The sequence below is a fragment of the Kluyvera chengduensis genome (assembly GCF_044197065.1).
Classification (GTDB): Bacteria; Pseudomonadota; Gammaproteobacteria; order Enterobacterales; family Enterobacteriaceae; genus Kluyvera; species Kluyvera ascorbata_C.
Genome location: NZ_JBIQOI010000002.1, coordinates 752,189 through 774,643 on the forward strand (window position 1 = coordinate 752,189; position 22,455 = coordinate 774,643).

A 22,455-nucleotide genomic window follows, 5' to 3' on the forward strand; every position below is an offset into this window, starting at 1 on the left:
CGTGGGCATAAGTTATTCCTGTGGCTATTGGTTTTATCATTCAGTGACACAGCCCGCAATGGATAATCCCGCACAGGGCAAAAATGCGTGGAAAATCACACAACAGAATCTATCGGCTTGACGAAACAAAATGGTCTATTTCGCTATTTGTAATTGCCGATGGAAGTGTATAGCGATTGTCATGCAAACCCCGTATCATTGCGCGCTTTCCGTACGACAAAAGAGATTGCTATGACGCAAACCTATATCCCCGGCAAAGATGCCGCACTGGAAGATTCCATCGCTCGCTTCCAGCAAAAGCTGCTCGATCTGGGCTTCGACATTGAAGAAGCCTCCTGGCTGAACCCGGTTCCTAACGTCTGGTCGGTGCATATTCGTGATAAGGCATGCTCTCTGTGCTTTACCAACGGTAAAGGCGCGACCAAAAAAGCCGCGCTGGCCTCCGCGCTGGGTGAGTACTTCGAACGTCTCTCCACCAACTATTTCTTCGCCGATTTCTGGCTGGGCGACAAAATTGCTAACGATCCGTTCGTCCACTACCCGAACGAAAAATGGTTCCCGCTGACCGACGACGATGAAGTGCCAGAAGGCCTGCTCGATGCTCGCCTGCGTGCGTTCTACGATCCTGACGATCAGTTGACCGCCAGCATGCTGGTAGACCTGCAGTCCGGCAACGACGATCGCGGCGTATGCGGCCTGCCGTTTACCCGTCAGTCCGACGGTGAAACTATCTATATCCCGATGAACATCGTGGCTAACCTGTACGTTTCTAACGGCATGTCGGCGGGTAATACCCGTAATGAAGCCCGCGTACAGGGGCTGTCAGAGGTCTTCGAACGCTACGTGAAAAACCGTATCATCGCAGAAAGCATCAGCCTGCCGGAAATCCCGGCCGAGGTGCTGGCGCGCTATCCAGGCGTGGTTGAGTCCATCAAAACGCTGGAAGCGGAAGGTTTCCCAATCTTCGCTTACGACGGTTCACTGGGCGGTAAATACCCGGTGATCTGCGTGGTGCTGTTCAACCCAGCCAACGGCACCTGCTTCGCGTCCTTCGGCGCGCACCCTGATTTCGGCGTTGCGCTTGAGCGTACGGTGACCGAACTGCTGCAGGGCCGCGGTCTGAAAGATCTCGACGTGTTCACTCCGCCAACCTTCGATGACGAAGAAGTCGCTGAACATACCAACCTCGAAACCCACTTCATCGACTCCAGCGGTCTGATCTCCTGGGATATGTTCAAGCAGGATGCAGACTACCCGTTTGCAGACTGGAACTTCTCAGGCACGACCGAAGAAGAGTTCGCGACTCTGATGGCTATCTTCAATGAAGAAGATAAAGAAGTGTATATCGCCGACTATGAGCACCTGAGCGTTTACGCTTGCCGTATCATCGTACCTGGCATGTCTGATATCTATCCGGCAGAAGATCTGTGGCTTGCCAATAACAATATGGGCAGCCACCTGCGCGACACCATTCTTTCTCTGCCGGGCAGCGAGTGGGAAAAAGAAGAGTACCTGAATCTCATCGAACAGATGGATGATGAAGGCCTGGACGATTTCACCCGCGTACGCGAGCTTCTGGGCCTGGCCACCGGTCCAAATAACGGCTGGTCGACCCTGCGCGTTGGCGAACTGAAAGCCATGCTGGCACTGGCAGGCGGCGACCTCGAGCAGGCACTGATCTGGACCGAGTGGACCATGGAGTTCAATGCTTCTGTGTTCAGCGCAGAGCGTGCTAACTACTACCGTTGTCTGCAAACGCTGCTGCTGCTGTCTCAGGAAGAAGAACGTGAACCTCTGCAGTATCTGAACGCTTTCGTCCGCATGTACGGTGCCGACGCCGTAGAAGCGGCCAGCGCGGCACTGAGCGGTGAAGAGGCCTTCTATGGTCTGCAGCCTGCTGACGGCTCCCTGGAAGCCTTCCCTGCGCATCAGTCGCTTCTGCAGGCCTATGAGAAGCTTCAGCGCGCGAAAGCGGCTTTCTGGGCGAAGTAGGATATTTCCCGCAGAAAAAGTAGGTTTAACGTACAGTCTACGCTATATTACGGGGCCAATTATTGGCCCCTTTTTTTATTTCCACGCTTAGCTTCATAGAACTGTGAAAATAAAGTTAAACATAAGTAAACACGATATTTAGTAGCTTACATTTATTGTTAATTTGCATAATGATTACCCCATTTTAATTAACTAATAAAATGAAGGGCAAAGAAAAAATTCAACTGAATCTGTAAATCTTAAAATTTATTTTTATCATTAAATTCAATAAATTACCCTGGAATCGTTGAAAAACCATTCGTTCTTCAGGCCTATAAGCCAGGCGAGATATGATCTATATCAAATTCTCATCTATAATGCTTTGTTAGTATCTCGTCGCCGATTAAATAAAAAGAGAGAGTTAGTGTGAAAGCTGACAACCCTTTTGATCTACTCCTTCCTGCTGCGATGGCCAAAGTTGCCGAAGAAGCGGGTGTCTATAAAGCAACCAAGCATCCGCTGAAAACCTTTTATCTGGCGATTACTGCGGGCGTCTTTATCTCGATTGCTTTTGTTTTTTACATTACCGCAACCACGGGTACCGCAGGTATGCCATTTGGCATCGCGAAACTCATTGGTGGTATTTGTTTCTCCTTGGGCTTAATTCTTTGCGTGATTTGTGGCGCAGACCTCTTCACCTCAACCGTACTGATCGTGGTAGCGAAAGCCAGCGGCCGTATCACCTGGGGTCAATTGGCGAAAAACTGGCTCAACGTCTATGTTGGTAACCTGATTGGGTGCCTGCTCTTCGTACTGCTGATGTGGCTGTCCGGTGAGTACATGACGGCCAACGGCGGATGGGGACTCAACGTCCTACAAACCGCTGACCACAAAATGCACCATACGTTTATCGAAGCCGTCGCTCTCGGCATCCTGGCTAACCTGATGGTCTGCCTGGCCGTGTGGATGAGCTACTCTGGCCGCAGCCTGATGGATAAAGCCATGATTATGGTTTTACCGGTTGCCATGTTCGTTGCCAGCGGTTTTGAGCACAGTATCGCAAACATGTTTATGATCCCTATGGGTATCGTTATACGCGATTTTGCTAGCCCGGAATTCTGGACCGCTATCGGTTCTACTCCGGAAAGTTTCTCTCACCTGACCGTGATGCACTTCATCACCGATAACCTGATTCCCGTGACTATCGGGAATATCATCGGCGGCGGTTTGTTGGTCGGGTTGACATACTGGGTCATTTACCTGCGTGGCGGTGACCGTCATTAATTGATGGTTGCTCCAGGCAGTAAATAAAAAGTCCACTTAAGAAGGTAGGTGTTACATGTCCGAACTTAATGAAAAGTTAGCCGCAGCCTGGGAAGGTTTTACCAAAGGTGATTGGCAGAATGAAGTAAACTTACGTGACTTCATCCAGAAAAACTACACTCCGTATGAGGGTGACGAGTCCTTCCTGGCTGGCGCTACTGAAGCGACCACCAAGCTGTGGGACAGCGTTATGGAAGGCGTTAAACTGGAAAACCGCACCCATGCGCCAGTTGACTTTGACACCGCCGTAGCTTCAACCATCACTTCCCACGACGCTGGCTACATTAATAAGTCGCTGGAAAAAATCGTTGGTCTGCAGACTGAAGCCCCGCTGAAACGTGCTCTTATCCCGTTCGGCGGCATCAAAATGATCGAAGGTTCCTGCAAAGCGTATAATCGCGAACTGGACCCGATGATCAAAAAAATCTTCACCGAATACCGCAAAACCCATAACCAGGGCGTATTCGATGTTTACACCAAAGACATTCTGAACTGCCGTAAATCTGGCGTTCTGACTGGTCTGCCAGATGCTTACGGCCGTGGTCGTATCATCGGTGACTACCGTCGCATCGCGGTGTACGGTATCGACTTCCTGATGAAAGACAAATACGCACAGTTCCTGTCTCTGCAGTCTGACCTGGAAAACGGCGTAAACCTGGAAGCGACTATCCGCCTGCGTGAAGAAATCTCTGAACAGCACCGTGCACTGGGTCAGATCAAAGAGATGGCTGCTAAATACGGTTACGACATCTCTGGTCCGGCTACCAACGCTCAGGAAGCTATCCAGTGGACTTACTTCGGCTACCTGGCTGCAGTTAAATCCCAGAACGGCGCAGCAATGTCCTTCGGTCGTACTTCCAGCTTCCTGGATATCTACATCGAACGTGACCTGAAAGCAGGCAAAATCACTGAGCAAGACGCTCAGGAAATGATTGACCACCTGGTCATGAAACTGCGTATGGTTCGCTTCCTGCGTACCCCTGAGTATGATGAACTGTTCTCCGGTGACCCAATCTGGGCGACTGAATCTATCGCAGGTATGGGCGTTGATGGCCGTACTCTGGTTACCAAAAACAGCTTCCGTTTCCTGAACACCCTGTACACCATGGGTCCTTCTCCAGAGCCGAACATCACCGTTCTGTGGTCTGAGAAACTGCCACTGGCGTTCAAAAAATATGCCGCTAAAGTGTCCATCGACACCTCTTCTCTGCAGTACGAGAACGATGACCTGATGCGTCCTGACTTTAACAACGATGACTACGCTATCGCTTGCTGCGTAAGCCCAATGATCGTTGGTAAACAAATGCAGTTCTTCGGTGCACGTGCAAACCTGGCGAAAACCATGCTGTACGCCATCAACGGCGGCGTTGATGAAAAACTGAAAATGCAGGTTGGTCCTAAAACTGAGCCAATGAAAGGCGACGTTCTGGACTACGATGAAGTTATGGATCGTATGGACCACTTCATGGATTGGCTGGCTAAACAGTACGTCACCGCGCTGAACGTCATCCACTACATGCACGACAAGTACAGCTACGAAGCCTCTCTGATGGCGCTGCACGACCGTGACGTTATCCGCACCATGGCGTGTGGTATCGCTGGTCTGTCCGTTGCTGCTGACTCCCTGTCTGCAATCAAATATGCGAAAGTTAAACCGATTCGTGATGAAAACGGTCTGGCTATTGACTTCGAAATCGAAGGCGAATACCCGCAGTTTGGTAACAACGACGCTCGCGTCGATGACATGGCGGTTGACCTGGTAGAACGTTTCATGAAGAAAATTCAGAAACTGACTACTTACCGTAACGCTATCCCGACTCAGTCTGTTCTGACCATCACCTCTAACGTGGTTTATGGTAAGAAAACTGGTAACACCCCAGACGGTCGTCGCGCTGGCGCGCCATTCGGCCCAGGTGCTAACCCAATGCACGGTCGTGACCAGAAAGGTGCTGTTGCCTCTCTGACTTCCGTTGCTAAACTGCCGTTTGCTTACGCTAAAGATGGTATCTCTTACACCTTCTCTATCGTTCCTAACGCTCTGGGTAAAGACGACGACGTTCGTAAAACCAACCTGGCTGGTCTGATGGACGGTTACTTCCACCACGAAGCGTCTATCGAAGGCGGTCAGCACCTGAACGTTAACGTTATGAACCGCGAAATGCTGCTCGACGCGATGGAAAACCCTGAGAAATATCCTCAGCTGACCATCCGTGTATCTGGCTACGCAGTACGTTTTAACTCCCTGACTAAAGAACAGCAGCAGGACGTTATTACCCGTACTTTCACTCAATCTATCTAATAGATTTGACTGAAATCGCGATTAAAAACGCGTAAAATGAAGGCTCCACCTCGGTGGGGCCTTTCTTATAACCAACACTCGCTGAGTGGATTTTGCTTGCTGACTTCTATACTGAAGTTAACAAGCAAAATAAACTCGACGCGGCTTTATAACCGTGCTCGCAAACCTGGCTGTAAAGCTGGGAAGAACTGGAGATAACACCGCAATGTCTGTAATTGGTCGTATTCACTCCTTTGAGTCCTGTGGCACCGTTGATGGCCCAGGCATCCGTTTTATTACCTTCTTCCAGGGCTGCCTGATGCGCTGCCTGTATTGCCACAACCGCGATACCTGGGACACCCACGGCGGTAAAGAGATAACCGTTGAAGAGCTGATGAAAGAAGTGGTGACCTACCGCCACTTTATGAATGCATCCGGCGGCGGCGTGACCGCGTCCGGAGGCGAAGCTATTCTGCAGGCCGAGTTTGTGCGTGACTGGTTCCGCGCCTGTCACAAAGAAGGGATTCATACCTGTCTCGATACCAACGGCTTCGTCCGTCGTTACGATCCGGTCATTGATGAACTGCTGGAAGTGACTGACCTGGTCATGCTCGATCTTAAACAGATGAACGACGACATTCACCAGAATCTGGTTGGCGTCTCCAACCATCGTACGCTGGAATTTGCTCAGTATCTGTCGAAGAAAAACATTAACGTCTGGATCCGCTATGTCGTCGTACCAGGCTGGTCAGACGACGACGACTCCGCGCATCGTCTTGGCGAGTTTACCCGCGATATGGGCAACGTTGAGAAAATCGAACTGCTGCCTTATCACGAGCTGGGTAAACACAAATGGGTGGCGATGGGAGAAGAGTACAAGCTGGACGGCGTACACCCGCCGAAGAAAGAGACCATGGAGCGCGTGAAAGGCATCCTCGAGCAGTATGGTCATAAGGTGATGTACTAACCCCCTGCTCATCCCGGCGTCGCTTGCGCTCGGCCGGGCTACGATTTTAAACCCGGCTTTTTGCCGGGTTTTCTTTTAGTGCTTTTTGCGCGCCAGAAGCGGGAAGATCAACCCCAGTCCCACCAACACAAACGGTGTCGCCACGTTAAGCGACAGCTGGAATGCCCACTCAGGCGTAAAGGCGGTCATTTTCGGGAAAATACCGGTCAGACAGGCAAACGCGGTAAACATGAAGCACCATACGCCCACCGTCATTGCCAGTGAACGATTACGGATAAAGACATACTCCGACTGGTATTTCTGCCCCAGACGAATCACTGCGATAAACGCGACGAACACCCACAGATAGCGCAGCGGCATGACCACCGAGTTCAGATTCAACAGCCATTTGTAGAGGTCGTTCATATCACCGATGCCAAGCGTCGGCAGCATAATCAGCAGCGCCACCAGCACCAGCGTTAATAGATAGCCATTTACCGGTGTACCCGACGCATTGGTTTTGCAGAGCTTCTGTGGGATATAGCGACTGTCGGCATCACTGAGCAGTACCTTCAGCGGTGCATCAATCGAAAACACCAATGCCGCAATCTGCCCCAGGGTGTTCGCGATGGCATAAATTACCATCAGGGTGTTGCCCATATGGTAATAATCGCCCAGTTTCTGGAACGCGTAGTACTGGCCATTCGCCATCAGGTCGTTAGGGATGTTGTTTGAGTCGAACATCATCCCCATCGCCAACGAACCGAGGATGGCGCACACGGCAACCATCACCGCCAGGAAGATCATTCCGCGCGGAAATTCTTTGCCCGGATTTCGGGTGTTGTTTACATAAGGTGAGATTTTTTCCGCTCCGCCCACGGCAAATACCAGCATCGAAATGGTAGTGATATAGGTGAAGTCAAAATGCGGAATAAAGGTTTGCCAGGTGATATTGCTGGTGGCGATTTTCACCTCGGTGATAGCCGGTGCCGTCACCGCCATCACCACGTACAGCAGCGACATCACGAACATGGCGATCCCGGCAATCGACCCTACCAGCTTCAGCGATTTCATCCCTCGGGATGCCACCCACATGAAGAAGACGAAAAGCGCCAGCGTAAAGCCCTGAAGCGCCACCACGCCGTACTCGGTGATAAGCGAGCCATTTCCCTTTATCGCCCAGCCCAGCGCAATCAGAATGGCCTGCGGCTTCTGCGCCAGATAAGGAATGTGGACGACCCAGTAAGTCCAGGCAGCCAGATACGCCAGCCCCGGCCCCATCGTATTTTTAATCCAGGTACTAACGCCCCCCTTCCCATCCTTAAAGGTCGAACCAAGCTGGCCGACGATAAGCGCATAAGGCGTGAAATAAAGCGCGAAGATAAACAGCCATGAGAAAACAACCACCAGCCCCTGGTTGGCGTAGTTGTTGACGACGTTGCCAAAACCCCAAACCGTAATAAACGACATCAGCGCGATGTTATACCACCGCAGCTGCTTTTCTTGTTCGCCTGCCATAAGCTCCGTTCCTTGAATGTTATTGTTCGCGAATGCGATTTTTATCGACGGATGATTATGCGAGCACTAATCCAAAATGGGTAACTCGGGCGTGCAAAATTACAACATCTCGCACATTTAATCGGGTTTATTGTCCGGAAGTCAGGAGAATATAGGCTCGCCCCCACCTACGCGAAAGCGACGTGGCAAACCTGAGTATAGCGATGCAGGAAAGAATGACGCGTCATGTTGCCATAACGCGTCAGCAGGATCAGGCGTGAGCCACTGGGGTAGGATGATGTCCGGCTTTGCGCAGCAGCATCATCAGATACACAAACGATACCCCGGCAATCATGATAAACAGCAGGTTGTCGGAATAGCTTTGCATCAGCATTGCCGTCAACGACGGCCCCACCAGGCTACCAATGGTATAGCTCAGCAGCAGCGCCTGGTTCATCGAGACGAGCTGATGATGCTCCACCTTCTCACAGGCCCAGGCCATCGCCACCGGATACAACGTGAAGCCCGCAGCGCCAAGGATAAACAGCGCCGGTGCCATCGCAGCCTGACTCAACATGCCTAAGCAGCCAATAATGACCACGAAGACCTGAACGCGCAGCACCATCAGGCGCCCATAGCGGTCTGCCAACCGACCAATCGGCCATTGACCGAGGATCCCCGCGCTGACCATCACCGCCATCCAGAAGCCAATCCCGGAGTCACTGACGCCACGGTGGTTCAGATACAGTGGCATCAGGCCATACAGCGAGCCCAGGACAATCCCGGAAATAATGCAGCCATTTACGCCCAAACGAGCCTGACGCAGTTTGAACATTGGCCAGACACGTGCACTTTCATCCTGAGCGTCGTCTTTCTGGTTCACAATACGGGTAAACAACAGCGGCAAAATGCCTGCCAGCACCACGCCGGTCATCAGTGGGAGAATGGTTGCCATATCCGTCGGCAATTTGCTGACGATAACCTGGCCCAGCACGGTACCGATGTAATACATCATCATATAGGCCGCCAGCAGGCGACCGCGATTGCGTGAGGTGCCGCTGCACATCAGCGCGCTCTCCACCACCACCCAAATCATGGCGCAGCCAACGCCCGCGATAAAGCGCCAGAACATCCAGCTCCAGAAGCCCACCATAAAGCCCAGCCCCACGCAGCCCGCGGCAAAAATCAGCGAGGCGATGTAGTAGCTGTAATTAAAACCAAGGCGCTTAATCAGCCGCCCGGTGAGCATGGTGCCAACCAGGTTGCCGGTAAAATAGGACGAGCTCACCACCCCCACCTGCCAGGTAGGCAGATTTTCATGGGCGAGCCAAAGCGGGACGAGCGTGTTTAATACCGCGATCGCCAGCGTCAATAACAGTAGGCCGCAGAGCAGCAATAGCACTGGGCGAGTATAGGTGGACATGGGTTCAAAACCGTGAGGATAGACAGATTTCGTGCGCATCATGCCACTGCCAAAAACATTGTCAATCCACCTGATTTCAACGATAGAAGGCTTTCTGGCTTAACGATTGACGTTTCTTATTCAACGCAACGATAAGCCGCGTTTAAGTTTATTTATTAGATTGTTTTCATTGAGAAATAGCAGAATTGCAGGATGAAGGTTCAGTCGAAAAAATTCATGGACAAAAAGTGCCAGGGCAAACCTGCCCTGGCGACTTATTTTGCTTAGCTGGCTACCGCCATGCCGACGGTCATATGCAGACCATAGAATACGCCACGGCCAATCATCTCACCGACCAGCACCAGCACAAACGCCAGGCTCAGCAACGGTAACGCGGGCTGATAGCCTTTAAGCTGTGGTGCGACCCAGCAGACCAGCGCCAGAGCGATTGCCACGATACGCCACGCCATCAGCGAGCCGTAGTCAGGCACCAGCGCGGAAGCTTGCTGGATTGAGCTCTGAATCGACGCCAGCTCTACACCCTGCATCGTGGTGACAATCACGCTCACCACCAGCGCAGCAAGGCTAATAACCGGCAGCAGACGCATGCCCCAGCCTTCAACGCCTGCCCAGCGTAACAGCAGATAACCGAGCAGCGGGCCGCCGATAAACAGCGTCAGGAAGAAGCTCAGCGGCGTCCAGATGGTGAACCAGGTTGGCACGGTATCGATGGTGTTATAGACACGCACCATCATCCAGACAAACACCACTCCCAGCACCATGGTCACCACCAGCCACACGCTGCGCAACGCACAGGAAAGCTTGTTGGTGACCGCCAGCAGCCAGCCAATACCGCCGACAGCAAAGAAGATTGCGCCGCTGGCAATTTCGTTACTCAGCGAGGAAGCCCCCACGCGGTTCAGCGAGTTAAAGGCGCGCATTGGCGAACCGAGGTGCAGCGTTGATGCAACAAAGCCAATGCCCATCAACACCCACAGCGCAAACATGCTCAGTACTACGCGCTGCTGCTGTTCACGAGGGAGTTGCCCCTTGATTAACGCCAGCGCCAGGACGATAAATCCGCCAGCTACACACTGCCCAAAGACCGTGAAGATCATCAACGGCCATTCATGCCATCCACTACCCATCTCACACCTCCTTCGGATTGGCCAGATAGCCAGTGGTATCGCCGCACGGACGTGCATTGGCGTTAGGTTTAATCACAATGCTTGGCTTAGTGAAGTGAGCAGAAGGCAGCGGAGCAACCGCCGCCAGCGTACCGTGCTTCTGACGCAGCTCTTCGATAGGGCCGAAATCCAACGCGCGCAACGGGCAGGATTCCACGCAAATCGGTTTCTTGCCTTCTGCTACACGCTCATGACAGCCATCGCATTTGGTCATGTGACCTTTGGCTTCGTTGTACTGCGGCGCGCCGTACGGGCAGGCCATGTGACAGTAGCGGCAGCCGATGCAGACATCTTCGTTGACGACCACAAAGCCATCTTCACGTTTGTGCATCGCGCCGCTCGGGCACACTTTGGTACAGGCAGGGTCTTCGCAGTGGTTACAGGCGATGGACAGGTAATAGGCAAAGACGTTCTGGTTCCAGACGCCGTTATCTTCCTGCCAGTCGCCGCCCGCGTATTCGTAGATACGACGGAAGCTGACGTCCGGAGTTAAGTCTTTGTAATCTTTACACGCCAGCTCGCAGGTTTTACAACCGGTGCAACGCGCGGAGTCAATAAAAAAGCCATATTGGGTAGTCATCGGTTACTCCTTACACCTTCTCAACCTGGACAAGGTTCGTATGCGATGGGTTGCCTTTCGCCAACGGCGATGGGCGTTGAGTGGTCAGCACGTTAATGCAGCCCGCCTGGTCGATACGTCCGGAATCCGGGTTGTACCAGGCACCCTCACCCAGCGCGACGATGCCCGGCATCATGCGCGGCGTTACCTTAGCTTCAATATGCACTTCCCCACGGTCGTTAAAGATACGTATGCGATCGCCATTGGCGATGCCGCGTTTCTTCGCATCCAGCGGGTTGATCCACATCTCCTGACGACAGGCCGCTTTCAGCACATCAACGTTGCCGTAAGTCGAGTGAACGCGAGCTTTGTAGTGGAAACCGGTCAGCTGCAGCGGGAATTTCTCCGCCAGCGGATCGTTGTAGTTTTCAAAGCCTGGGGTGTAGATCGGTAACGGATCGATAACATCGCCTTCGGCCAGTTCCCAGGTCGCGGCAATTTTTGCCAGTTCCTGCGAGTAGATTTCAATTTTCCCTGACGGCGTGGTCAGCGGATTGGCCTGTGGATCTTCACGGAAGGCTTTATAGGCGACGTGATGCCCTTCCGGGTCACGCTGCTTGAAGATGCCCTGCTTACGGAAGGTATCGAAGTCCGGCAGTTCCGGCACGGCCTGACGAGAGAGCTCATGCAGATGACGCATCCATCCTTCCTGCGTCCGCCCTTCGGTAAACTGCTGCTCGACGCCCATACGTTTCGCCAGCTCAGTAGTCATCTCATAGATCGTTTTGCACTCAAAACGCGGTTTGATGACCTGATCGGTAAAGATAACGTAGGACATGTTTCCGCAGGAAGCATCCATCGCGAAATCCATCTGTTCAGACGCGGTACAGTCTGGCAGCAGGATATCGGCATATTTCGCCGACGATGTCATGTGGCAGTCAATCACCACAATCATTTCGCACTTCTTATCATCCTGCAGAATTTCATGGGTGCGGTTGATTTCAGAGTGCTGGTTAATCAGGCAGTTTCCGGCATAGTTCCAGATCATTTTGATCGGCACATCCAGCTTGTCTTTGCCACGCACACCGTCGCGCAGCGCGGTCATTTCCGGACCGCGGACGATTGCATCGGTCCACATAAACATGGAAATGCTGGTCTGTACCGGGTTTTCCAGCGTAGGCATACGCTCAAACGGCACCTCATAGGAGCCCTCACGTGCGCCGCTGTTGCCGCCGTTGATCCCGACGTTACCGGTCAGAATCGACAGCATGGAGATAGCACGGGTAGCAATTTCGCCATTAGCATGACGCTGAGGGCCCCAGCCCTGGGAAATATAGGCTGGTTTAGCCAGCGCAATTTCGCGCGCCAGTTTCACGATACGCTCAGCAGGAATACCGGTAATGGTCGCGGCCCACTCCGGCGTTTTCGCCGTAGCATCGCTGCCTTGTCCCAGAATGTAGGCTTTATAGTGACCGTTTGCCGGTGCACCTTCCGGCAGCGTTTTCTCGTCGTAGCCAACGCAGTATTTATCGAGGAACGGCTGATCGACCAGATTTTCGGTGATCATCACCCACGCCAGCGCCGAAACCAGCGCCGCATCGGTACCTGGGCGGATTGGGATCCACTCATCTTCACGCCCAGCACCGGTATCGGTATAGCGTGGATCGACAATGATCATGCGTGCATTCGATTTCTGCCGCGCCTGCTCCAGGTAGTACGTCACCCCACCGCCGCTCATACGCGTTTCGCCAGGGTTGTTACCAAACAGCACGACCAGCTTACTATTTTCGATATCTGATGGGCTGTTGCCGTCGGCCCAGCCACCGTAGGTATAATTCAGGCCCGCGGCAATCTGCGCAGAAGAGTAGTCACCATAGTGGTTCAGATAACCGCCGCAGCAGTTCATCAAGCGTGCAACCAGGGTTTTTCCCGGCGGCCAGGAACGGGTCAGCGTACCGCCAAGGGTACCGGTACCGTAGTTGAGATAGATAGATTCGTTACCGTAATCTTTAATCAGCCGCTTCATGTTGTCGGCAATGGTATCAAAAGCTTCTTCCCAGCTGATGCGTTCGAATTTACCTTCGCCACGCTTACCTACCCGCTTCATCGGGTACTTCAGACGATCGGGATTATAGACACGACGACGCATAGAACGACCACGCAGACAGGCGCGAACCTGATGCAGGCCGTCGTAGTTATCATCACCGGTATTATCCGTTTCGACGTATTTAATCTCGCCATCGACAACATGCATGCGCAGCGGGCAGCGACTTCCACAGTTAACCGTACACGCACTCCAGGTTACGCGCTCTGGCGCCGTAGCAGGCGCAATCGCCTCCGCGGCATTCACGATGCGGCTGAAGGGAAGCGTAAACGCACTGCTGGCCATCGCCAGTCCGCCAATGGCCGTGGTTTTCATCAAACCACGACGGCTGACCTCGGTTGCCAATAAAGCATCGGGGGTTTCAGTTTTCATGGACTCTCACTTCATTGCTAACATTGAAAACATCATCCGCTATATAGTTATTTATATAACGAAATACTGTTATTATAGTTTTATATGCTGGTGGTACTTAGAAGGGAGTATTAAACGTTCTACCAGGAGAGGTATTGTTCGGTATCAATGCGGATATAAAAAAAGCGCCTTGCGGCGCTTTTTTTGTAAAACGGTAGGATTAACCGATGTATTCCAGACCGTTCATGTATGGACGCAGTACTTCAGGTACTTCGATACGGCCATCTGCCTGCTGGTAGTTTTCCAGCACGGCAACCAGCGTACGACCTACGGCCAGGCCAGACCCGTTCAGGGTGTGCACGAGGCGCGTTTTCTTGTCGGATTTGCTGCGGCAGCGAGCCTGCATGCGGCGCGCCTGGAAGTCCCAGACGTTAGAGCAAGAGGAGATCTCACGGTAGGTATTCTGCGCGGGAACCCAGACTTCGAGGTCATAGGTTTTGCAAGCGCCGAAGCCCATATCACCGGTGCACAGAATGATTTTACGGTACGGCAGACCCAGCAATTGCAGGACTTTTTCCGCGTGACCGGTCATCTCTTCCAGCGCTTCCATAGAATCTTCTGGACGAACGATCTGCACCATTTCAACTTTGTCGAACTGGTGCATACGAATCAGACCACGAGTGTCACGGCCGTAGGAACCCGCTTCAGAGCGGAAGCACGGCGTGTGCGCAGTCATTTTGATCGGCAGATCGTCTTCATCGATGATTTCATCGCGCACCAGGTTGGTCAGCGGCACTTCTGCCGTTGGGATCAGCGCGTAGTTGCTGCTGTCTGCTTCTTCTTCCAGCGGACGAGTATGGAACAGGTCGCCAGCAAATTTCGGCAGTTGACCGGTGCCGTACAGCGTGTCCTGGTTTACCAGGTAAGGCACATAGTTTTCACTATAGCCGTGCTGTTCGGTGTGCAGATCCAGCATGAACTGCGCCAATGCGCGGTGCATACGGGCAATCTGGCCTTTCATCACGACGAAACGTGAACCGGTCAGCTTAACGGCAGCAGCAAAGTCCAGCCCGCTGTGCATTTCACCCAGCGTAACATGGTCGCGGATTTCGAAATCGAATTCACGCGGCGTGCCCCAGCGGCTAACTTCAACGTTGTCGTTTTCGTCACGGCCTACCGGTGCATCATCATGCGGGATGTTCGGGATAGTCAGCGCAATATCGCGAATCTCAGCCAGCAGAACATCCAGTTCTGATTTAGCGGCATCAAGTTGTTCGCCAAGCTTGTTCACTTCCAGGCGTAAAGGCTCAATGTCTTCCCCGCGTGCTTTCGCCTGGCCGATGGATTTCGATCGCGAGTTACGCTCTGCCTGCAGATTTTCAGTTTCTACCTGCAGTACTTTACGACGCTCTTCAAGAGCGCGAAGTTTATCTACATCCAGCTTAAAGCCCCGGCGTGCCAGTTTTTCTGCGACTGCGTCTGGCTCTGTACGCAGCAGATTGGGATCGAGCATGCTTATCCTATGCTTATCGAATTGAAAGTGGAGTATGCGACCACAGCCCGTGGTCACAGAGGTACATCGACAACATTACCGCAACGACTGCACTAGCGGTAGCGTTTTGTGCGGCTATTTTGATCCTGTTCAGCGAGCCAGGCGAGCTTTTCGCCAATCTTGCCTTCAAGACCTCGGTTGGTCGGGTGATAGTAGCGCGTTTGTGCCATTTCGCTGGGGAAATACTCTTCGCCAGCGGCGTACGCGTTTGGCTCGTCGTGGGCATAACGATATTCCTGCCCGTAACCCATCTCTTTCATCAGTTTGGTTGGCGCGTTTCGCAGATGCACCGGTACGTCGTAATCCGGGCGTTCCCGAGCATCGGCCATTGCAGCTTTAAAAGCGGTATAGACGGCGTTGCTTTTCGGTGCGCAGGCCAGGTAAACAATCGCCTGTGCAATGGCGCGCTCCCCTTCCGCCGGACCGACGCGGGTGAAGCAGTCCCAGGCGGAAATCGCTACCTGCATCGCGCGTGGGTCGGCGTTGCCGACATCTTCTGAAGCAATGGCAAGGCAACGACGTGCGACATAGAGCGGATCGCCGCCCGCGCTGATAATGCGGGCGTACCAGTAGAGCGCCGCATCGGGCGCGCTGCCGCGTACCGATTTATGCAGCGCCGAAATCAGGTCATAGAAGCGGTCGCCTTTGTTATCAAAGCGAGCGCTGCGCTCACCGGCGATTTCGGTCAAAAGCTGAGGCTGCAAGACGCGCTTGCCAGCATCATCCAACTCCGCCATATCAGCCATCATTTCGAGCGTATTGAGCGCACGACGGGCATCGCCGTTGACCAGTTCAGCAATCGCGCGGCGGGTGTCGTCCGGCAGAACAATATCCTGCCCGCCGTAGCCACGCGCCTTGTCTTCCATGGCTTGACTCAGTACCTGCTCAATATCTTCGGTGGTCAGGGATTTCAGCAGGTAAACGCGAGCGCGGGAGAGCAGCGCCGAGTTGAGCTCAAACGAGGGATTTTCGGTAGTTGCGCCAATAAACGTGATGGTGCCGTCTTCAATGTGCGGCAGGAAAGCATCCTGCTGGCTTTTGTTGAAGCGGTGAACTTCATCGACGAACAGAATGGTACGGCGACCAGCGTTGCGGTTCTGTCGGGCACGCTCGATGGCTTCACGAATCTCTTTCACCCCGGAGGTGACAGCAGAGATTCGCTCAACATCGGCATTCGCGTAGCGAGCAATCACTTCCGCCAGCGTCGTTTTCCCCGTACCCGGCGGCCCCCAAAGGATCATCGAATGCAGGTGTCCGGCTTCAATAGCGCGCGGCAGCGGTTTGCCAGCAGCCAGCAGATGCTGCTGGCCGATATACTGCGCTAAGTTTTCTGGCCGCATACGTGCGGCCAGAGGTTGGAAGGTATTATCAGAAAAATCGAGCGACAAATTGCCCACGCCTGCCTCTTACTTACGCTGATCGTCCACCGTCACGCCCTGCGGCGGTGTAAAGGTGAATTTGGACGCTTCTATCGCACCATTTTGCTGCGATTTCAGCTGGTAACTGCTGCGCTGATCGTCCTGCTCGATGGCGCTGAACTGATGAATCGTGCCATCACGGCCAACGTTAATCGTGAATTTCTTCAGGTTGCCGTTGCTGCCGCGCGGCGTCAGCACAAAGTCATCGCCGGTCTGCTGAATATTATACTGCTGCCAATCGCTGGCCTGGTTACGGGCAATCAGCATAAACGGCGTATTGCCCGTCGCATCTTTCAGCCAGGTTGCCGTCGCCTGTTCAACAAACGGATTGTAGAACCACAGCGTTTTACCGTCAGACACCAGAATGCTTTCATCCGGCTGCGTCATGTGCCAGTTAAACAGGTTCGGGCGTTTTACCCACAGATCACCCTGGCCTTCCTGCACCGCATTACCGCTGCCGTCGGTCACTTTTTGGGTGAAGCTGGCGTGGAAGCTGCTGACTTTATCCAGGCGGCTTTTCAGGTCGCCTGCGGCATCAGCCCATACGCTGCTGACAACAAAGCTGGAAAGTAATGCACACGTGATCGCGATTTTTTTCATTATTAATCCTTAAATAGCTTCATGCTCCCGGCAGGAGAGCCTCTGGCACTCACTCTAAGACTTCGCCCAGAGTGGTGACAGAAGAAAATACTGAATTTTTACTAATTTACCCATCTTTGCAATCAATCGAACGGCGGCGGTGCCAGCACCTCACGGTTGCCGTTGTGCCCCTGCTCGCTGACGATCCCCTGCGCTTCCATCTGTTCGATAATTCGTGCAGCGCGGTTGTAGCCAATGCGGAACTGGCGCTGTACGCCAGAGATCGACGCTTTGCGTTTCTGGGTCACAAAGTTGACCGCCTGATCGAACAGTGGATCCAGCTCTTCACCGCCATCAAAGCCACCGCCGCCGCCTTCGCTTTCGCTGTCGGAGGTGATGCCATCAACATACTGCGGACGACCGCGAGCCTTCCAGTCCTGAACCACCGCATGCACTTCCTGGTCACGGACAAACGCCCCGTGAACGCGCACCGGGTTGTTGGAGTTAGGGCCAGCGTAGAGCATATCACCCATTCCCAGCAGCGACTCAGCGCCGCCCTGGTCAAGAATGGTACGGGAGTCAATTTTACTCGAGACGGTAAACGCGATACGCGTCGGGATGTTGGCCTTGATAAGGCCAGTTATCACATCCACCGACGGACGCTGAGTTGCCAGAACCAGGTGGATACCCGCGGCACGCGCTTTCTGCGCCAGGCGGGCGATCAGCTCTTCCACCTTCTTACCGACGGTCATCATCAGGTCGGCAAATTCATCAACCAGCACCACGATGTACGGCAGTTTTTCCAGCACCGGATGCGTTGCATCCATGCTGTCGCCCGGTTTCCAGTATGGATCCGGAATCGGACGGCCCATGCGCGCCGCTTCAGCAATCTTATCGTTATAGCCGGCAAGATTTCGCACGCCAAGCGCCGACATCAGTTTATAGCGACGCTCCATTTCGTTGACGCTCCAGCGCAGGGCGTTGGCCGCATCCTTCATGTCGGTGACCACTTCAGTCAACAGATGCGGGATCCCTTCGTAGACCGACAGTTCCAGCATTTTCGGGTCGATCATGATGAAACGCACGTCTTCAGGCTGCGCTTTGTAGAGCATGCTGAGGATCATGGCGTTCACGCCGACGGACTTACCGGAACCGGTTGTACCGGCAACCAGCAGGTGTGGCATTTTGGCGAGATCGGCAACCACCGGCTCACCGGCAATATCTTTACCCAGCACTACGGTCAACGGTGATGGGTTATCACGGAATTTATCGCAGTCGAGCACTTCACGCAGGTAGACGGTCTGACGCTTTTTGTTCGGCAGTTCCAGACCAACGTACGGTTTACCCGGAATCACTTCCACCACGCGTACCGCAACGGTCGAGAGCGATCGCGCCAGGTCACGAGACAGGTTAGAAATTCGTGCCGCCTTCACGCCAGGCGCCAGGTTCAGCTCGAAGCGGGTAATGACCGGACCCGGAGAGTAGTTCACGACGTCCGCTTTAATGCGATAATCGGCCAGACGAGTCTCAACCAGACGCGCCATCTGTTCCAGCGCGAAGGTATCTACCGGCTCCACTTCCGTTGGCGGCGGCGTTAACAGATCTAACGACGGCAGCGGCGTTGTCGGCTTCTGCAGCGGACGATCGTCGCCGTTACGCATGAGCAGCGGGTGAATCAGGCTCTCCTGCGGCGGCGTTACCGGCTGCTGCACAGGCTGCTGTTGTGGCGGCTGTGCAAATTGTTGCTGAGGCTGCGCATACTGCTGCTGCGGCTGATGATAGCCCTGCACATGCTGCGGTGGCTGTTGAGTCTGGTGATGGCCCTGAGCGTACTGCGACGGCTGCTGCGGTTGAGGCGGCGGCGTTACGGTAGGTTCCGGCATCACGCTCGGCGTAAACAAAGGTGCCCTCGGCGTATCATCCACCAGGGTTTTCATCGGTGAGAATTCAAAATCGTCGAGTGAGAACGGATGCGCGCCTTCCGGCTGCTCGCTGGCGTAACGGTTCTGCTGAGAAGCCGCAAACTGGCGCGCCAGTTCAGCTTCAGCCGCCGTATCCGCATCATCGTCGTCAGACACGAAACCATCATGACTTTCCGCTTCACCATAACGCTGCTGCTGCGAGGCGGCAAACTGGCGAGCCAGCGCATCCTGCTGCATAGCGTCGGCTTCATCGTCAGTCATCGGGTTGCTATCATCATGCTGATAGCGTTCTGCCTCGCGAGCCGCCCGCTCTTCCGCCATCCGCTGGGAAGGCAGCTTAATACCATAAGATGCGAGCTCACGGCGCGTTGGTACGCGGACTCGGTTAGGGCGCGGCAGCTGCGGGCCAATGCCCTCTTTAACCTGCGCGCGCGGCCCTTCTGCAGGGCTAAACAGCGGTGCTGAGGCTGCCGCGGCTGCGGCGGTTCCGGCAGCGGCTGCTGCATGGCGTACGCTCGCTGCCACCGGCGCTACCGCGGCAGAAGGTTCTGGCGCAGAAACCGGAACAGACGGCGTGGAGGATGCGCGTTGTTCCATTGGTGCCAGCGGTTCCGGGATCGGTTGATACCATGCTGCCAGCTGTTCACGTTCGCGCGCACGTTTCTCTTCCACTTCTTCGAAGTAGTACAGCGGCGGACGATGTGCAGGCTTAACGTCTTCCTCTACAACAGGTTCCGGTTCAGCAACGGGGGCTGGTGTAACCTGCTGTTCGTTCAAATAATCCTGTTCAGCAGAGTATGGCTGCTCGTAAGCAGTTTGCTGAGGCTGTGAATACTGCGGCTGCTCATACTCAGGCTGCTGAGGCTGGGCATACTGCGGCTGCTCGTAAGCAGGCTGCTGTGGCTGTGCATACTGCGGCTGCTCATAAGCAGGCTGCTGTGGCTGTGCATACTGCGGCTGCTCATAAGCAGGCTGTTGAGGCTGGGCATACTGCGGCTGCTCGTAAGCTGGCTGCTGTGGCTGTGCATACTGCGGCTGCTCGTAAGCAGGCTGCTGTGGCTGCGCATATTGCGGTTGCTCGTAAGCAGGCTGCTGTGGCTGCGCATATTGCGGTTGCTGTACCGGCGGCCACCCTTCCGGCGCTGGCGCAATAACTGGGTCAACCGGGGTTGGTGCTGGAACGGCCTGCCATTCAACGGCCGGTGTAGGAACCGGCTGCTCGCTCACTGAAGGGGCGGCTAGTGCAGGATCGGCTACCCACGCAGTCGCCCCAGCCGCCGCAACGGTTTCCGTAACAGAATGTCCATTCAGTAGCGGATCGTATTCATCATATCCCGCGGCGCGGGTGGCGCTGGCGCCCGAGAACAGCACATCATCAGGATCGACCTGCGCGGTATAACCAGCGGCTTCCGGCTCGTCCATACGACGCCCCGAAAACAGCGCTTCATCCGTTTTGCGACCCATTGGATTGGAGAATTTTTCGGCAATACGCTTACGACGAGCCAGCGCTCCACGTAAGATACGCGCACGACGAGATTCACGCGACGCTTTCTGCGTCTCCTCGCCGTCGTCTTCATATTCGTCTTCTTCTTCGTACTCGTCTTCATCGACCCAGGTATCATCACGACGGGTTCGGTTGCTGGCGAACGTCAGAATATTGAGGATCCAGCTGCCCATCTTCTCGGCAATGCTGACCCACGACCAGCCGGTGAAAAGCGTCAGGCCCGCGGCCCAGATACAGAGCAGTGCAATGGTCCCGCCGCTGCTGTGCAGCATTGGCTGCAGCGCGGTGCTGAGCAGGCTGCCAATCACGCCGCCGGAGGCAAAGTACCAGATGTCATCGGCGTTTATCGCCGCAAGGCCGCATGAGGTGAGGATGATTGCCAGTACGCCAATCAGGCGCAGCGAGACGGCGAAGTAGTCAATGTACTCTTCGCTTGAACGATGCCGCCAGGCAAACCAGCAGCCACCAACGATGATCACCGGTATGGTGTACGCCATCACGCCAAAAATAAAGAACAGCGTGTCAGCCAGCCATGCGCCGGAAGCGCCACATAAATTGTGGATAGGCTCGTGCCAGGCCGTTTGTGACCAGCTAGGATCGGAAGGATTGAAGCTCAGTAGTGCAGCCATTAACCAGATGGCAAAAATGGCGCATAAAAGGAGTAACGCCTCAAGGAGCCGGCGTCCGCTGCTGAGTTTTGTGAGTTTGACTTCTTTGTCTTCTGTATATTCCTGGCTCAAGAAAGGCTCTCCAGGTGCCAAATGCTAAAACGGACAACAGTGCCAGATTGCGCCGACACTGTTGCTGTATGGATTAACAGGAGTGTAATCAAACTACGCTGATTTTGCACCTGTTCCGTTTTAGCGGGTCTTAATTACCAGACGATTACTCTGCTTGACCTCTTCCATGACGACGTAAGTACGGGTGTCGTTTACGCCTGGCAGGCGCAGCAGGGTCTCGCCAAGAAGCTTACGGTAAGCTGACATGTCAGGTACACGGGTTTTCAACAGATAGTCGAAATCACCGGATACTAAGTGACACTCTTGAATTTCTTCAAGTTTTTGCACAGCGGCGTTAAATTGTTCAAACACGTCCGGCGCACCGCGATTCAGAGTAATCTCAACGAATACCAGCAGCGATGCATCCAGGTAATGCGGGTTTAACAGCGCGGTATAGCCCTGAATAAAACCCTGTCGTTCCAGACGACGTACGCGCTCAAGGCACGGGGTCGGAGAAAGTCCTACTCTTTTGGAAAGCTCGACGTTCGAAATACGCCCATCTTTTTGCAGTTCATTGAGAATGTTGCGGTCGATGCGGTCGAGATCTTTGCCAGGGCGTTTTTTACTATCTACCATTATTATTGTCTCTCTGTATTCCTTCCCTACTCCTGTCTTGACTCTGTGCACTTCACTGTTCAGAGCCTTCTCCCGATTTCAATGCGCCGTTGTTGCTGCAACGACGTATATCCCAGGGTATGCGTATGAGAAGCCCCGGCGCCTCGCGGCCACCCTCCGACATCACGTATGATGTCTGTCCACACCATACGTAGATTTCAGTGATCCGGGTAAAAATGGTATTTGCGTGCATGAAAATTCACCACACGCGAAACACTGCTTTTCTTCTTCCTTGAATGTTGTCGCAAAAGCACAGGGGATTGTCAAAGCAAAACATCTTTTTTTAGTACAACATGCCACATATTCATGAATCCTGGGTCCGGTTTCACATGTAATCATCTTATAATCATGAGACTGGCAGTAGAAATAGTTATATTTATTGATGTTAAAATAGACAATCAATCGACTCATCCTATTACACATATCGCTAACAAAATCGCTATACCCTTTTTTTACGCCTACAAATTC

The 22,455-nt window shown here is 53.7% G+C and carries 14 protein-coding genes; 4 read left to right on the forward strand and 10 right to left on the reverse strand.

The window, feature by feature from the left end; translation table 11 throughout:
* Nucleotides 1–231 precede the first annotated feature (231 nt).
* The 4 genes from ycaO to pflA all read left to right on the forward strand — a co-directional run bounded on the left by ycaO (nt 232) and on the right by pflA (nt 6,539).
* Nucleotides 232–1,992, forward strand: a complete 1,761-nt coding sequence (gene ycaO / locus ACH1XZ_RS09210; RefSeq protein ID WP_369708245.1) for a 30S ribosomal protein S12 methylthiotransferase accessory factor YcaO — start codon at nt 232–234, stop codon at nt 1,990–1,992.
* A 405-nt stretch (nt 1,993–2,397) separates the two neighbouring features.
* Nucleotides 2,398–3,255 carry a formate transporter FocA gene (gene focA / locus ACH1XZ_RS09215; protein WP_368300613.1) on the forward strand — a complete coding sequence of 286 codons (858 nt, stop codon included), beginning with the start codon at nt 2,398–2,400 and terminating at the stop codon, nt 3,253–3,255.
* Between the two features lie 55 nt (nt 3,256–3,310).
* The gene (gene pflB / locus ACH1XZ_RS09220) at nt 3,311–5,593 is read left to right on the forward strand and encodes a formate C-acetyltransferase (protein WP_395595293.1); all 2,283 of its coding nucleotides are present in this window, start codon (nt 3,311–3,313) and stop codon (nt 5,591–5,593) included.
* A 205-nt stretch (nt 5,594–5,798) separates the two neighbouring features.
* Nucleotides 5,799–6,539, forward strand: a complete 741-nt coding sequence (gene pflA / locus ACH1XZ_RS09225) for a pyruvate formate lyase 1-activating protein (protein WP_035892443.1) — start codon at nt 5,799–5,801, stop codon at nt 6,537–6,539.
* A gap of 75 nt (nt 6,540–6,614) precedes the next feature.
* Here pflA and ACH1XZ_RS09230 read toward each other — a convergent pair whose 3' ends face one another.
* The 10 genes from ACH1XZ_RS09230 to lrp all read right to left on the reverse strand — a co-directional run bounded on the left by ACH1XZ_RS09230 (nt 6,615) and on the right by lrp (nt 21,948).
* A complete protein-coding gene (locus ACH1XZ_RS09230) occupies nt 6,615–8,036 on the reverse strand; it encodes an APC family permease (RefSeq protein ID WP_395595294.1) in 1,422 nt (473 codons plus the stop codon).
* A gap of 250 nt (nt 8,037–8,286) precedes the next feature.
* Nucleotides 8,287–9,438 carry an MFS transporter gene (locus ACH1XZ_RS09235; protein WP_395595295.1) on the reverse strand — a complete coding sequence of 384 codons (1,152 nt, stop codon included), beginning with the start codon at nt 9,436–9,438 and terminating at the stop codon, nt 8,287–8,289.
* Nucleotides 9,439–9,701: 263 nt separating this feature from the next.
* Complete coding sequence (locus ACH1XZ_RS09240) at nt 9,702–10,565, reverse strand: dimethyl sulfoxide reductase anchor subunit family protein (RefSeq protein ID WP_395595296.1); 864 nt, start codon at nt 10,563–10,565, stop codon at nt 9,702–9,704.
* A 1-nt stretch (nt 10,566) separates the two neighbouring features.
* Nucleotides 10,567–11,184, reverse strand: coding sequence for a DMSO/selenate family reductase complex B subunit (locus ACH1XZ_RS09245; protein ID WP_035892446.1), 618 nt, complete (start codon nt 11,182–11,184; stop codon nt 10,567–10,569).
* Between the two features lie 10 nt (nt 11,185–11,194).
* Nucleotides 11,195–13,639 (reverse strand): dimethylsulfoxide reductase subunit A, encoded by a 2,445-nt coding sequence (gene dmsA, locus ACH1XZ_RS09250; RefSeq protein WP_395595297.1) that lies wholly within the window; start codon nt 13,637–13,639, stop codon nt 11,195–11,197.
* Between the two features lie 199 nt (nt 13,640–13,838).
* Complete coding sequence (gene serS / locus ACH1XZ_RS09255; protein WP_395595298.1) at nt 13,839–15,131, reverse strand: serine--tRNA ligase; 1,293 nt, start codon at nt 15,129–15,131, stop codon at nt 13,839–13,841.
* A gap of 92 nt (nt 15,132–15,223) precedes the next feature.
* Nucleotides 15,224–16,567, reverse strand: a complete 1,344-nt coding sequence (gene rarA, locus ACH1XZ_RS09260; protein WP_395595299.1) for a replication-associated recombination protein RarA — start codon at nt 16,565–16,567, stop codon at nt 15,224–15,226.
* A gap of 9 nt (nt 16,568–16,576) precedes the next feature.
* Nucleotides 16,577–17,188, reverse strand: coding sequence for an outer membrane lipoprotein chaperone LolA (gene lolA / locus ACH1XZ_RS09265; protein WP_035896350.1), 612 nt, complete (start codon nt 17,186–17,188; stop codon nt 16,577–16,579).
* A 122-nt stretch (nt 17,189–17,310) separates the two neighbouring features.
* Nucleotides 17,311–21,333: a DNA translocase FtsK gene (ftsK, locus tag ACH1XZ_RS09270; protein ID WP_395595300.1), complete on the reverse strand. Its 4,023-nt coding sequence runs from the start codon at nt 21,331–21,333 to the stop codon at nt 17,311–17,313.
* A gap of 120 nt (nt 21,334–21,453) precedes the next feature.
* The gene (lrp, locus tag ACH1XZ_RS09275; RefSeq protein WP_000228469.1) at nt 21,454–21,948 is read right to left on the reverse strand and encodes a leucine-responsive transcriptional regulator Lrp; all 495 of its coding nucleotides are present in this window, start codon (nt 21,946–21,948) and stop codon (nt 21,454–21,456) included.
* Between the last annotated feature and the right edge of the window lie 507 nt (nt 21,949–22,455).

What these genes read in the sequence shown, in the direction of transcription:
- ycaO (WP_369708245.1), top strand. Translation starts at nt 232, where the DNA reads ATGACGCAAACCTATATCCCCGGCAAAGATGCCGCACTGGAAGATTCC.
- pflB (WP_395595293.1), top strand. Translation starts at nt 3,311, where the DNA reads ATGTCCGAACTTAATGAAAAGTTAGCCGCAGCCTGGGAAGGTTTTACC.
- pflA (WP_035892443.1), top strand. Translation starts at nt 5,799, where the DNA reads ATGTCTGTAATTGGTCGTATTCACTCCTTTGAGTCCTGTGGCACCGTT.
- ACH1XZ_RS09230 (WP_395595294.1), bottom strand. Translation starts at nt 8,036, where the DNA reads ATGGCAGGCGAACAAGAAAAGCAGCTGCGGTGGTATAACATCGCGCTG.
- ACH1XZ_RS09235 (WP_395595295.1), bottom strand. Translation starts at nt 9,438, where the DNA reads ATGTCCACCTATACTCGCCCAGTGCTATTGCTGCTCTGCGGCCTACTG.
- ACH1XZ_RS09240 (WP_395595296.1), bottom strand. Translation starts at nt 10,565, where the DNA reads ATGGGTAGTGGATGGCATGAATGGCCGTTGATGATCTTCACGGTCTTT.
- ACH1XZ_RS09245 (WP_035892446.1), bottom strand. Translation starts at nt 11,184, where the DNA reads ATGACTACCCAATATGGCTTTTTTATTGACTCCGCGCGTTGCACCGGT.
- dmsA (WP_395595297.1), bottom strand. Translation starts at nt 13,639, where the DNA reads ATGAAAACTGAAACCCCCGATGCTTTATTGGCAACCGAGGTCAGCCGT.
- serS (WP_395595298.1), bottom strand. Translation starts at nt 15,131, where the DNA reads ATGCTCGATCCCAATCTGCTGCGTACAGAGCCAGACGCAGTCGCAGAA.
- lolA (WP_035896350.1), bottom strand. Translation starts at nt 17,188, where the DNA reads ATGAAAAAAATCGCGATCACGTGTGCATTACTTTCCAGCTTTGTTGTC.
- lrp (WP_000228469.1), bottom strand. Translation starts at nt 21,948, where the DNA reads ATGGTAGATAGTAAAAAACGCCCTGGCAAAGATCTCGACCGCATCGAC.